Raw genomic sequence first — 12,451 nt, 5'->3', positions numbered from 1 at the left:
CCCTCGGCATACCCCGGCAGCGCCGTGACCTGCCCGCCACGCGGCAGGCGCAGGGAGCCCGTCGGCAGATGCCGCGCCCCGAGCCGCGCGGCGAGCGCCGAGGCGTCGCCCTTCGCCGTCAGGTCGAGCGGCGCGCCTGCGAGATGCGCGGCCTCGATCGCCTCCGCCACCCCCTCGCCCCAGGCCGCGACGACGGGCGCGCGCAGCCAGTCGGGCATCGGCGGCACCGGCAGATCGGCCCAGCGCGCGGGCGCCTCGGCGGCCATCTTGCGCAGCACGGCGTTCACCATCCCCCGCGCCGCGGCCGCCTTGCGCCCGGCGCCCGCCACCACGTGCACCCAGTCGTTGACCACACCGTGCGCCGCGGCGCCCTGCGCCAGTTCCACGGTCCCGAGGCGCAGCGCCGCCCGCGCGGCCGGCGGCGGCGCGCGGCTCAGATGCGGCGCGAGGAGCGCATCGGCCCGCGCCAGATTGCGGAACGTCTCCGCAGCGAGCCGTCGCGCGCGCGCGCGGCCGTCCGGCGCAAGCCCGGCGAGCGCCGCATCGGCCTCGTCGAGGGTGTGGCCCTCCTCGAGAACCGCGAGAAAGAGGCGAAGCGCCGCGCGGCGGGCCGGCTGGCCCTCGCGGCCGGCGGGGCGCGGACGTCGGGACATGGGCGACCTTCTTGGCGAACGGGCGGAGCGGGGCTATATCAGGCCGGCAAGATCAGGGGAAGGCCATGACGGAGACGACCCGCGACGACCTGCCGCCCGCCGCGCGCCGCGCGCTCGAAGAGGCCGAGGCGCGCCGCAAGGCCGCCAAGGCGATCGAGCTGCCAGCCGAACTCGGCGGCCGCGACGGCCCGGAGCCCGTGCGCTACGGCGACTGGGAGCGCAAGGGCCTCGCCGTCGACTTCTGATCCCGCCCGCGCGCTCGTCCGCCCCGACGGGCGTCCTCGCGAGGAGGGCCGCGAGGCTCGATCGAGCGCCCTGCCCAAGGAGACACGATGACGCGCCGCCCTGTCCGCGTGGCGATCAACGGCTTCGGCCGGATCGGCCGCACGCTCGCCCGCCAGGTCCTCTCCGGCGCGCCGGGCATCGAACTGGTGCATGTCAACGACATCGAGGCAGGCGACCTGCTCGCATATCTCTTCGCCTACGACAGCGTCTTCGGCCCATGGCGCGATCCGGTCACGGCGGAGGACGGCGCGCTCGTCACCGGCCCGCACCGCATACCCCTGACGCAGGCCGGCGATATCGCGACCCTCGACCTTTCCGGTGTCGACGTGCTCATGGAGTGCACGGGACGCGCCACCACCCGCGCCATCGCCGAGCAGGGGCTGCGCGCCGGGGCGGCGCGCGTGTTGATCTCGGGCCCCTCGCCCGCGGCGGACGTGACCGTGGTGCTGGGTGCCAACGACGCGCAGCTGGCAGATCAGCCGATCGTCTCCAACGCCTCCTGCACGACCAACGCCCTCGCGCCGCTCCTGCGGCTCCTGGACGAGGGCTGGGGCGTGGAGAGCGGGCACATGACCACGGTGCACTGCTACACCGGCAGCCAGCCCACCGTCGACAAGCCGCGCGGAACCCCCGAACGCTCGCGCGCCGCGGCGCTCTCGATGGTGCCGACGACGACCTCGGCCGGCAAGCTGATCGGCACGGTGCTGCCCCACCTCGAAGGCCGGGTCGAGGCGCGCGCGCTCCGCGTCCCGACGGCGAGCGTCTCCTGCGTTGACCTCACGGTGGCGCCGCGGCGCGCGGCGACGGCGCAGGCGGTGAACGCCGCGCTGCGCGGTGCCGCCGAACCCGGCGGCGTCTTCGGCTGGATCGAGCACCCGCTCGTCTCGACCGACCTGCGCGGACGGCCCGAATCGGTCGTCATGTGCGGGCCGGAGACCTCGGTGAACGCGGGCGGGCTGCTGCGCGTCTTCGGCTGGTACGACAACGAGTGGGGCTATTCCTGCCGGATGCTCGACATGGCCCGCCGCATGGGCGCCGGGGACTGAGCACCGCTCAGCGCAGCCGGAAATCCGCGTGATCACCCTGCCCCGCGTCGGAGGTGAAGCGCATGGTGCTGCCACGCACTTCCACGGTCTGGCAGTTGTAGCCGAGCTCCCGCTCGCCCCAGTAAAGATCGCGACAGAAGAGGCCGTCCTCCCACTGCCATTCGCCCGAAACCTCGCGCCCGGCGCCGCGCCCGACGATCTGACCGTCGGGCGTGACCTGAAGGCGGACGAGCGGATAGGTGAGCTGCCGGTCCTCAACGATCTGGCGGAAGCGCTCCTCCTCGGTGATGCGGGCGAAATCCGCGGCGGCGGGCGCCGCCGTCACGGCCGCCGTCGCCACTGCTGCAATCCTGCTGCGCATGGCGCTGCTCCCTCGCTGTTGGCTCCGCTCGGGAAAGATGCGCCGCCCGTGCCGCGTTTCAAGCCGACCGTTCGAATGCGCGATAGTCCGCCGAGGCGCCCATCAGGAGGACGTCAGCCCCAGCACATCCACCATGTCGTATTCGCCCGGCCCCTGGTCCTGCCCCCAGAGCGCCGCCTTGAGCGCGCCGCGCGCGAAGATCATCCGGTCCGTGGCGACATGGCGGAGCGCGATCCGCTCGCCCTCGGCGGCGAAAAGCACCTCGTGCTCGCCCACGATGTCGCCGCCGCGCACCGCGTGAAAGCCGATGGCGCCGCGCGCGCGGGCGCCCGTCATGCCATCGCGCGCCCGGTCGGCGGCCTCCGAGAGGGGCACGCCCCGTCCTTCGGCCGCCGCCGCGCCCAGCATCAGCGCCGTGCCCGAGGGCGCGTCGACCTTGTGCCGGTGATGCGCCTCGACGATCTCGATGTCGAAATCCGCGTCGAGCGCCGCCGCCACCCGCCGCGTCAGCTGCACCAGCAGGTTCACGCCGAGGCTCATGTTCCCGGCCCGCACCACCGTGGCATGCCGGGCCGCGGCCTTGATCCGCGCGAGCTGCGCCTCGTCGAGGCCGGTGGTGCCGATCACGTGGCAGAGGCGCGCCTGCGCGGCGATCTCGGCGAAGCCCGCCGTCGCCTCCGGCGCGGTGAAGTCGAGGACGGCATGCGCACGGGCGAAAGCCTCCAGCGGGTCGTCGCCGACCGTCACGCCGATCTCCGCCCCCCCCATCGCGGCGCCGAGGTCCCGCCCGACCCAGTCGTGCCCCGGCCGCTCCAGCGCGGCGATCAGGCGGGCGCGATCGCTCTCCTGCACCGCCCGTGCGAGCATCTGTCCCATGCGCCCCGAGACGCCCGTCACCACGATTCCCGGCAGTTCGGCCATGCGCATCCCCTTCCCTCGCGTGTCGCCCGTCGCCTAGCGCAGCGCGGCCCGCTTGGCAAAGCCCGCGCGGACCCTTAGATGGACCACATGGCGCGACCCAGACCCTCCGCCCCCGGCGGCCCCAGCCAGCGGCAACTCCGCGTCGGCGAAGTGATCCGCCGGCGCCTCTCCGAGGTGCTCGCCCGCGGCGAGGTGCACGATCCCGATCTCAATCGCCTCTCGCTCACCGTCGGAGAGGTGCGCAGCTCGCCCGACCTCAAGGTGGCGACGGCCTTCGTCCTGCCCCTCGGCGGCGACGCGAAGGAGGAGGCGCTGGCACTCCTCGACCGCAACCGGAGCGAACTGCGCCGCCAGGTCGCCAAGGGGCTGGAACTCAAGTTCGCGCCGGAGCTGCGCTTCCGCATCGACGAGAGCTTCGACCGCATGGACGAGACACGCCGCCTGCTGGACCGCCCCGAGGTCCGGCGCGACCTCGACGACTGATGCGCGCCCTGCGTGCGTGGCTCGCCGCGGCCCTCGGCGCCGGGCTCGCGGCACCGCTCGGCGCCGCCGAGTGCCGTCCGCTCGAGCACGAGGGCCGGCCCTACACCGTCTGCGAGATCGACCCGGAACAGGACGACCTGCGCCTCTTCCACGCCGACGCCGCCGGCACGCCCTACGGTCACTTCGGTACGCTCGAGACAGCGCTCGAGGACCGCGGCCTGCGCCTCGGCCCGGCGATGAACGCCGGGATGTATCACCCGGATCGTGCCCCCGTCGGCCTCTACGTCGAGGAGGGCGAGGAACGGATGTATCTCGTCACCTCCGAAGGGCCGGGGAACTTCGGGCTGCTGCCGAACGGCGTGCTCTGCCTGCGCGCGGGCCGCGCCGAGGTGATCGAGACCCGCGCCTTCGCGCGACGCACCCCGGCCTGCCGCTTCGCCACGCAATCCGGCCCGATGCTGGTGATCGACGGCGCGCTGCACCCGCGCTTCCTGCCCGGCTCGACCTCGCGCCACATCCGCAACGGCGTCGGCACCAGCGACGACGGCACGCGCCTCGTCATGGCGATCTCCGAGGCGCCGGTGACCTTCCACGAATTCGGCCGCCTCTTCCGCGACGCGCTGGGTCTCGAACAGGCGCTCTACCTCGACGGCAAGGTCTCGCGCCTGCACGCGCCGGGGCTCGGCCGCTCCGACTTCGGCCGCGCGATGGGCCCGATCCTCGCCGTGGTCGACCCGGCGGAGTGACTCCCGCCGCGACGCGCCTGCCGGCGACGCGGTCCGCGACCATCTTGCCAATGCCGGTCGCCGTCCCTTCGGGTGGCGACGGCTGATCCCGTGGAGGCCTTCGGCCACCGAGGAAACAGTGCCTCCCCGCACGCGACGCCCGTGCCTGCCAGCGCCGCGCGCCCGCGCGCCGTGCCGCAACGGCCCCGGCCCATCATCTTGGCCCAAATACTCCGGGGGGTGAGGCCCGGCACGGGCCGAGGGGGGCAGCGCCCCCCTTCCCCGCACGCAGTGCCGGAGAGCGTGCGGCCGCAAGGCCGCGCCGCAGAGGCGAAGGCGGTTCGAACCGCCTTCGCCCGGCCGCCGCCGGGGCACGGTGCACGGGGCTCAGATCCCGGCGGCTGGCGCGCCCCGGGCCCGGGACGCGGGCGGGGTCAGGCGGTCGCGCAGGAGCGCCACCGGATGCGCCCTGAGCGTCAGCCGCATGGCGACATAATCCTCAACCACCGCCTCGCCGAGGGTCATTGCGGGCAGATGGGCGGCGGGCTCGTCGATGCCCTCGCCGTCGAGTTCGCCGGCGAAGAGCGGCAGCGGCGCGGGCGCGCGCAGCGCCTTCGCCTCCCAGAGCGCGGCGCGGCGGGCGAGGCCGAGGTCGGCGAAGGCGTCGGCCTCCGCCAGCCGGGCGAGCGTGGCCGGCGCGACGCCGGCGCGGCGCCAGACGTCCTCGACCGAGCGGTAGCCGTTGCCGCGCGCCGCGGCGATCCAGGCCGCGTCCTCCTCCTTCAGCCCGCGGATCTGGCGGAAGCCGAGGCGCAGGGCGAGCCCGCCGCGCCCGTCGGGCTCCAGCGCATTGTCCCAGTAGCTCCGGTTGATGCAGACGGGCCGTACCTCCACCCCGTGGGCGCGCGCGTCGCGCACGATCTGCGCGGGGGCGTAGAAGCCCATGGGCTGCGCGTTCAGCAGCGCGCAGGCGTAGACCGCCGGGTGGTGCCGCTTGAGCCAGGCGGAGGCGTAGACCAGAAGCGCGAAGCTCGCCGCGTGGCTTTCCGGGAAACCGTAGGCGCCGAAGCCCTCGATCTGCGCGAAGCACCGCTCCGCGAAGGCGCGGTCGTAGCCGTTGGCTGCCATGCCGCGCAGGAAGCGCGTGCGGAAGGCGCTCACGGTGCCGTGCTTCTTGAAGGTGGCGAGCGCGCGGCGCAGGCGGTCGGCCTCCTCCGGCGTGAAGCCGGCGCCGACGATGGCGATCTGCATCGCCTGCTCCTGGAAGAGCGGCACGCCCAGCGTCTTTCCCAGCACCTCGCCCAGCGCGTCGGAGGGAAAGCGCACGGGCTCCTCCCCGTTCCGGCGTCGGATGTAGGGGTGCACCATGTCGCCCTGGATCGGCCCGGGGCGGATGATCGCCACCTGGATCACCAGGTCGTAGAAGCAGCGCGGCTTCATCCGCGGCAGGAAGTTCATCTGCGCTCGGCTCTCCACCTGGAAGAGCCCGAGCGAATCGGCCCGGCAGAGCATCTCGTAGACGCGCGGGTCCTCCTGCGGCAGCGTGGCGAGCGTGTAGTCCGCCCCGTGGTGCTGGCGCAGCAGCTCGAAGGCCTTTCGGATGCAGGTCAGCATCCCGAGCGCGAGCACGTCCACCTTGAGGATGCCGAGGGCGTCGATGTCGTCCTTGTCCCAGCAGATGACCGTGCGATCCTCCATGCTGGCGTTCTCCACCGGGCAGAGCTCGTCGAGGCGGCCCTCGGTGACGACGAAGCCGCCGACGTGCTGGCTGAGGTGTCGGGGAAAGCCCATGATCTCCTCGATGAGTTCGAGGGTCAGGCGCAGCCGCCGGTCGGCCGGGTCGAGGCCGATCTCGGCGAGGCGTTCGGCCTCCGTCCCGCTCATGCCGTAGGCGCCCCAGAGCTGGGAGGAGAGCGCGGCGACGAGGTCCTCGGACAGCCCCATGGCGCGGCCCACCTCGCGGATGGCGCGCTTGGCGCGGTAGTGGATCACGGTCGCGCAGAGGCCCGCGCGGTGGCGTCCGTAACGCTCGTAGATCCACTGGATCACCTCCTCGCGGCGCTCGTGCTCGAAATCCACGTCGATGTCGGGCGGCTCGTCCCGCGCCTCGGAGACGAAACGCTCGAAGACCATGGTGCCGATCTCGGGCGAGACGGAGGTGACGCCGAGGCAGTAGCAGACCACCGAGTTCGCCGCCGAGCCGCGCCCCTGGCAGAGGATGCCGCGCGACCGGGCGAAGGCCACCACGTCGCGCACGGTCAGGAAATAGGGCTCGTAGTTCAGCTTCGCGATGAGGGCGAGCTCGTGCTCCATGAGCCGGCGCACGCGCTCCGGCGCGCCCTCGGGATAGCGCCAGGCGAGCCCCTCGCGCGCGAGCCGGGCAAGGCGCTCGGCCGCGCTTTCGCCCTCGGCCACCTCGGAGGGATACTCGTAGCGCAGGTCGTCGAGCGAGAAGGTGCAGCGCGCGGCGAGCGCCTCGGTGCGGTCGACCGCGCCCGCGTGATCGCGGAACAGGCGGCGCATCTCGGACGGCGCGCGCAGCCGCTGCTCGGCATTGGCGAGCGCGGCGCGGCCCAGCGCGTCCACCTGCGTGCCGGTGCGGATCGCGGTGAGCACGTCGGCGAGCCGCCGCCGGCGCCCGTGATGCAGGAGCGGCCGCGCGGTGGCGAGCGTCGGCAGGCCGAGCGCCGCGGCCCCCTCCGCCCAGAGGGCGAAGCGCCGCGCGTCCTGCCCGTCGTAGACCGGCGCGAGGGCGAGGTGCATCTGCCCCGGAAAGCGCCGGGCGAGGCGCGCGGCCTGCGCCCGCCAGTCCTCGGGCCAGTCGAGCGCGCGGGCGGGCGGGTGCAGCAGGAGTTCGAGCCCCTCCATCCCCTCCAGCACGTCCTCGAGGCGCAGCGTGCAGTCGCCCTTGGACGCGCGCAGCCGCCCGCGCGAGATCAGCCGGCAGAGCCGCGCCCAGCCCGCGCGCGTCGCGGCGAGCGCCGTGATCTCCGGCCCGTCGGCGAGCACCAGCCGCGCGGCGGGAATCAGGCGGGGGACGTTGCGGATGTCGGCCGAGGGCGGGCGCGGCGTGCCCTCGGGCGCGGGCGGACCGATCAGGCGCCCCTCGCCCTCCCGCGCCTCGAGATCGGCGACCTCGCGCGCGATCTTCCGCGCCTCGCTGTGCGCGCGCACGATCCCGGCGACGGAATTCGCGTCCGCCACGGCGATGGCCGAGAGCCCCATGAGCGCGGCGCGCTGCATGTACTCCTCGGGGTGGGAGGCCCCGGTGAGGAAGGTGAAGTTCGAGGTGATCGAAAGCTCGGCGACCATGCGAGTCGCCCTTGTATTCCCTTTTTGTTCTCTTGTGGAGTCGGTGTTCGCGCAGCGCGCGCCCGGCCGTTCCTCGCTCAGGCGCGCAGCGCCTCGGAGAACTGCGCCAGCACCGCCTCGTAGACCTGCCGCTTGAAGGGGACGATCACGCCCGGCAGCGCCTCGGGCGCGATCCAGCGCCAGGTGGAGAACTCGGGATGCTTGGTCGCGATGTTCACCTGATCGTCGGTGCCGAGGAAGCGCATCAGCACCCATTTCTGCTTCTGGCCGCGGAAGCGGCCGCCCCAGATCTTCGGCACCAGCTCGTGCGGCAGGTCGTAGGTGACCCAGTCGGGGCTCTCGGCCTCGACGCGCACCAGATCGGGGGTGAGGCCCGTCTCCTCGCCGAGCTCGCGCAGCGCGGCCGTCTCGACGCTCTCGCCCGGGTCGATGCCGCCCTGGGGCATCTGCCAGGCGGGGCCGGGGTTGTCGATGCGCTGGCCGACGAAGACCTCTCCGCGCGCGTTGACGAGCATCACGCCGACGCAGGGGCGATAGGGCAGGCGCTCGATCTCTTCGGGTGTCATGACGGCTCCTTTCCCGGAAAATCTCCTGCGAAGATTTTCCGCGTTCCGGGGCGGGCGCGCGGCGCGGCGGTTTTCCTGACGAAAAACCGCCGCGCCGCCGGGCTCACTCGGCCGCGGGCCCGAGCGCGGTGAACCCCTTGAGGATGTCGATCGCATAGGCGAGCTGATAATCCTCGTCGCGCAGGCGCGCGGCCGCCTCGGCGCGGGCGCGGTCCTCTTCGATCTGGCGGGCCTCGTCGTCGGTCAGGTCGTCGTTGTCGAGCCGGCCGCGCAGTTCGGCCTCAGAGCGGGAGGGGCGCGCCGAGCTCTCCTCATCGTCCGTCTCGGCGGCGGGGCGCTGCGGCACGAGGATGTCCGGAGAGATGCCCAGCGCCTGGATCGAGCGGCCCGACGGCGTGTAGTAGCGCGCCGTCGTCAGGCGCATCGCCGCGTCCCCCCGCAGCGGCATCACCGTCTGCACCGAGCCCTTGCCGAAGCTCTTGGTGCCCACGACGATGGCGCGGCGGTGATCCTGCAGCGCGCCGGCCACGATCTCGGAGGCCGAGGCCGAGCCGCCGTTGATCAGCACCACGATCGGCTTGCCCTCGGCCAGATCGCCGGACGTCGCGTTGAAGCGGTCGCCCTCCTCGACCACGCGGCCGCGGGTCGAGACGATCTCCCCCTTGTCGAGGAAGGCGTCGGAGACCTTGATCGCCTGATCGAGCAGACCGCCGGGGTTGTTGCGCATGTCGAGCACGATGCCGTTGATCCCGTCGATGCCGCCCGCGGCCTCGATCTGCTCCTCGAGGCCCTCTTCGAGGTCCGGGTAGGTCTGATCGTTGAAGGTCGTCACCCGCAGCACCACGCTGTCGCCCTCGAGCCGCGAACGAACGGCGTTCAGCGTGATCGTGTCGCGGATGATCGAGACGTCGAAGGGCTCCGGCTCGCCGTCGCGCACGACGGTCACGATGATCTCGGAGCCCACCGGCCCGCGCATCATGTCCACCGCCTCGTCGAGCGTGAGGCCGAGCACCGAATCGCCGTCGACATGGGTGATGAAATCGCCCGCCTCGATCCCCGCGGCATCCGCGGGCGTGCCGTCGATCGGCGAGACGACCTTCACGAAGCCGTCCTCCTGCGTCACCTCGATTCCGAGGCCGCCGAACTCGCCGCGGGTCTGCACCTGCATGGCGCGCGCGTCCTCGGGCGAGAGGTAGCTCGAATGCGGATCGAGCGAGGTGAGCATCCCGTTGATCGCGGCCTCGATCAGCTCGGCCTCGTCCACCTCCTCGACGTATTGCGCGCGGATGCGCTCGAAGATGTCGCCGAAGAGGTCGAGCTGCTCGTAGACGTTGCCGCTGCGTTCCTCCTGCGCGAGAAGCGGGCCCGCGATCTGGGTGGTGGCCAGGATGCCGGCGAGCGTGCCGGCGGCGATGGCCATGACGGTCTTCTTCATGCGAGCCTCTTTCTAGTCTGCGCGGAACCAGTCGAGCGGATCGACCGGCGTGGTGTCCTGCCGTACCTCGATATAGAGCGTCTCGGAACGCTCGCCGCCACCCCCCTCACCGTTCCGTGAGGGAATCGCCTCGGGCGCCTCGCCTCCCATGAGACCGACCGGGCTGCCCTCGGGCAAGACCTCGCCCGGCGCACCGTAGACAGTGCCGAGCCCGGCGAGCACGATCAACAGCCCCTTTTCCGGTTCGAGGATGCTGACCTGCCCGTAATCCAGAAGCGGACCGCGGTAGCGCAGCGTCGCTGCCGCCGGCGTCGTCACGAGGGCGCGCGGCCGCGTCGCGACCACGATTCCGGGACGCGCGATGCCGGCGGCGTCGGGCTCGCCCGCGCGGCGCAGGACGGTGCCCGAGACCGGCAGCGCGAGCTCGCCCTTGCTGTCGGCGACACCGGGAAGCGCCGGCGCGCCCGGCACCGCCTCGCCGAGATCGGCGAGACCGCTGGCGAAGCCGGACAGCGTCTCGGTTCCCGCGACGAGGACCTGCGTGCCCACCGGATCGTCGACGAAGCGGCGCGGCAGGTCGGTGCGGTCGGCAATCGCCTCGGAGAGCTGCGCCCGCGCCGCCTGCACGCCGGCGAGCCCCTCGGTCAGCCGGTCGGCGGCGGCCTCCTGAAGGCGGCGCAGGGTCGCCGCGTCCTCGAGATCCCGGCGCAGGTCCGCCGCCTCCCGCTCGAGGGCCGGGGTCACTTCGGCCAGCAGCATCCCGGCGCGCGCCGTGCCGAGCGGGCCGCCCGGATGCAGGAAAAGGACCGGCGCGGGCGCGGTGCCGATGCTTTGCAGGACGCCCAGAAGCTGCGCGATCTCCGCCTCGCGGGCATCGAGTTTGCGTTCAAGCTGCGCCTCGCGGATCGAGACCGCGCGCAGCCCCTCGCGCATCGCGGCGAGGCCGTCCTCGAAGCCGCGCACCGTCTCGGTCAGCGCGGCAACCCGGTCGCGTGCGCCGTCTGCCCTGTCGAGGCCCGCGATCGCGGCCTCCAGCCGGTCGAGCGCGGCCTGTGCCTCGGCCGCGGGATCGGCTGCCGCCGCCGGCGCCGCGAGCGCGCCGAGCAGGGCGAGGATCAGCCGCATGGCGCGATCAGGCTCTCGCCGGTCATCGCCGCGGGTTTCCCGATCCCCATGAGTTCCAGCACCGTGGGCGCAAGATCGGCAAGCCGCCCGCCCGCGCGCAGGTGCGCGCCGCCCGGCCCGCCGACGAGGATCACCGGCACCGGGTTCGTCGTGTGCGCGGTGTGGGGGCCGCCGGTCGCGGGGTCCACCATCGTCTCGCAGTTGCCGTGATCGGCGGTCACGATCATCGCGCCGCCCGCGGCCTCCAGCGCCTCGAGCGCGCGGGAGAGGCCATGGTCCACCGCCTCGCAGGCGCGGATCGCGGCCTGAAGATCGCCGGTGTGGCCCACCATGTCCGGGTTGGCGTAGTTCACCACGATCAGGTCGATCCCCTCCCCGATCGCGGCGACGAGGCGGTCGGTCACCTCGGCGGCCGACATCTCCGGGGCGAGATCGTAGGTCGCCACCTTCGGCGAGGGGGCCATGTACCGCTCCTCCCCCGGATAGGGATCTTCCTGCCCGCCGTTCAGGAAGAAGGTGACATGGGGGTATTTCTCGGTCTCGGCGAGGCGGAGCTGGCGCAGACCCTGCGCCGCGACCCAGGCGCCGAGGGTGTCGGGGATGTCCTCGGGCGGAAAGACCGTGTCCATGAAGGCGTTGTGCGCCTCTGAATACTCGACCATCCCGAGCATCGCGGCGAAATCGGGCCGGCGCCCGGTGTCGAAGGCGTCGAAGCCCGGCTCGCCCAGCGCGCGCAGGATCTCGCGCGCGCGGTCGGCGCGGAAGTTGAGGCAGAAGAGGCCGTCGCCGTCGCGCATCGGCGCGGGCGCGCCGATCACCGTGGGCTTCAGGAACTCGTCGGTCAGCCCCTCGTCGTAGCCCGCGCGCACCGCCGCGACGCCGCTCTCGGCCTGCCGTGGCGCCTCGGCGCAGGTCATCGCGGCATGGGCCTCCGCCACCCGCTCCCAGCGGTTGTCGCGGTCCATCGCGTAGAAGCGCCCGGTGACCGTAACGACACGCGCGCCCTGCGGCAGCTCGGCCTCGAGGCGGGCCATGAAACCCTCCGCGCTTTGCGGCGCCACGTCGCGGCCGTCGGTGATCGCGTGCACGGCGACCGGCAGCCCGGCGTCGGTCAGGACGCGCGCGGCGGCGAGCAGGTGGTCGATGTGCCCGTGCACCCCCCCGTCCGAGACCAGGGCCAACAGATGCGCCGTGCCCGCGGCCGCGCGGACGCGCTCCACGAAGCGGCGGAGCGCCGGCGCCGCGGCGAAGCTGCCGTCCTCGATGGCCAGCCCGATGCGGCCGAGGTCCATCGCCACGACCCGGCCGGCGCCGATGTTCATGTGCCCGACCTCGGAATTGCCCATCTGCCCCTCGGGCAGCCCCGCGTCGCGCCCGTGCGTGACGAGCGTCGCATGCGGGCAGTCGGCGTGGATGCGGTCGAAGGCCGGCGTCTCGGCGAGCGCGGGCGCGTTCGCCGTGCGCGCCTCCCGCAGGCCCCAGCCGTCGAGGATGCAGAGCACCACCGGTTTCGCCGCCATCGTTCGCCCCCTTCGCGCC

General features: G+C 73.2%; 12 protein-coding genes. 4 read left to right on the top strand and 8 right to left on the bottom strand.

Features of this window, described 5'->3' with window-relative positions; all coding sequences use genetic code 11:
• A partial coding sequence (locus tag ACESL7_RS06635; protein WP_372892530.1) for a transcription antitermination factor NusB occupies nucleotides 1–653 on the bottom strand: 653 nt, incomplete at its 3' end.
• Between the two features lie 65 nt (nucleotides 654–718).
• Here ACESL7_RS06635 and ACESL7_RS06630 point away from each other — a divergent pair.
• Both ACESL7_RS06630 and ACESL7_RS06625 read left to right on the top strand, forming a co-directional pair.
• Complete coding sequence (locus tag ACESL7_RS06630) at nucleotides 719–898, top strand: DUF1674 domain-containing protein (protein ID WP_372892529.1); 180 nt, start codon at nucleotides 719–721, stop codon at nucleotides 896–898.
• Between the two features lie 87 nt (nucleotides 899–985).
• Nucleotides 986–1,984 carry a type I glyceraldehyde-3-phosphate dehydrogenase gene (locus ACESL7_RS06625; protein WP_372892528.1) on the top strand — a complete coding sequence of 333 codons (999 nt, stop codon included), beginning with the start codon at nucleotides 986–988 and terminating at the stop codon, nucleotides 1,982–1,984.
• Nucleotides 1,985–1,991: 7 nt separating this feature from the next.
• Here the strand turns inward: ACESL7_RS06625 and ACESL7_RS06620 are convergent, their stop codons facing one another.
• Both ACESL7_RS06620 and dapB read right to left on the bottom strand, forming a co-directional pair.
• Nucleotides 1,992–2,345, bottom strand: a complete 354-nt coding sequence (locus ACESL7_RS06620; protein ID WP_372892527.1) for a dihydrodipicolinate reductase — start codon at nucleotides 2,343–2,345, stop codon at nucleotides 1,992–1,994.
• Nucleotides 2,346–2,447: 102 nt separating this feature from the next.
• Entirely contained in the window at nucleotides 2,448–3,266 is an 819-nt protein-coding gene (gene dapB / locus ACESL7_RS06615; RefSeq protein WP_372892526.1) for a 4-hydroxy-tetrahydrodipicolinate reductase, read from the bottom strand.
• An 87-nt stretch (nucleotides 3,267–3,353) separates the two neighbouring features.
• Here dapB and rbfA point away from each other — a divergent pair, with 87 nt between their 5' ends.
• Nucleotides 3,354–3,749: a 30S ribosome-binding factor RbfA gene (gene rbfA, locus ACESL7_RS06610; RefSeq protein ID WP_372892525.1), complete on the top strand. Its 396-nt coding sequence runs from the start codon at nucleotides 3,354–3,356 to the stop codon at nucleotides 3,747–3,749.
• Entirely contained in the window at nucleotides 3,749–4,495 is a 747-nt protein-coding gene (locus ACESL7_RS06605) for a phosphodiester glycosidase family protein (protein WP_372892524.1), read from the top strand. Before rbfA ends, ACESL7_RS06605 begins: the two co-directional genes overlap by 1 nt.
• A gap of 366 nt (nucleotides 4,496–4,861) precedes the next feature.
• Here the strand turns inward: ACESL7_RS06605 and ACESL7_RS06600 are convergent, their stop codons facing one another.
• The 5 genes from ACESL7_RS06600 to gpmI all read right to left on the bottom strand — a co-directional run bounded on the left by ACESL7_RS06600 (nucleotide 4,862) and on the right by gpmI (nucleotide 12,432).
• Nucleotides 4,862–7,786, bottom strand: coding sequence for an error-prone DNA polymerase (locus ACESL7_RS06600; RefSeq protein WP_372892523.1), 2,925 nt, complete (start codon nucleotides 7,784–7,786; stop codon nucleotides 4,862–4,864).
• Nucleotides 7,787–7,863: 77 nt separating this feature from the next.
• Nucleotides 7,864–8,352 carry an RNA pyrophosphohydrolase gene (locus ACESL7_RS06595; RefSeq protein WP_372892522.1) on the bottom strand — a complete coding sequence of 163 codons (489 nt, stop codon included), beginning with the start codon at nucleotides 8,350–8,352 and terminating at the stop codon, nucleotides 7,864–7,866.
• Between the two features lie 103 nt (nucleotides 8,353–8,455).
• Nucleotides 8,456–9,787 carry a S41 family peptidase gene (locus ACESL7_RS06590; RefSeq protein ID WP_372892521.1) on the bottom strand — a complete coding sequence of 444 codons (1,332 nt, stop codon included), beginning with the start codon at nucleotides 9,785–9,787 and terminating at the stop codon, nucleotides 8,456–8,458.
• 12 nt (nucleotides 9,788–9,799) lie between these two features.
• Nucleotides 9,800–10,912, bottom strand: coding sequence for a murein hydrolase activator EnvC family protein (locus ACESL7_RS06585; protein WP_372892520.1), 1,113 nt, complete (start codon nucleotides 10,910–10,912; stop codon nucleotides 9,800–9,802).
• Nucleotides 10,903–12,432 (bottom strand): 2,3-bisphosphoglycerate-independent phosphoglycerate mutase, encoded by a 1,530-nt coding sequence (gpmI, locus tag ACESL7_RS06580; protein WP_372892519.1) that lies wholly within the window; start codon nucleotides 12,430–12,432, stop codon nucleotides 10,903–10,905. Before gpmI ends, ACESL7_RS06585 begins: the two co-directional genes overlap by 10 nt.
• Nucleotides 12,433–12,451 lie beyond the last annotated feature (19 nt).

The organism is Rhodosalinus sp. (genome assembly GCF_041685465.1).
GTDB lineage: Bacteria > Pseudomonadota > Alphaproteobacteria > Rhodobacterales > Rhodobacteraceae > Rhodosalinus.
Note: the sequence above shows the minus strand (reverse complement) of the source record. Positions and strands in the feature narration are given on the sequence as shown.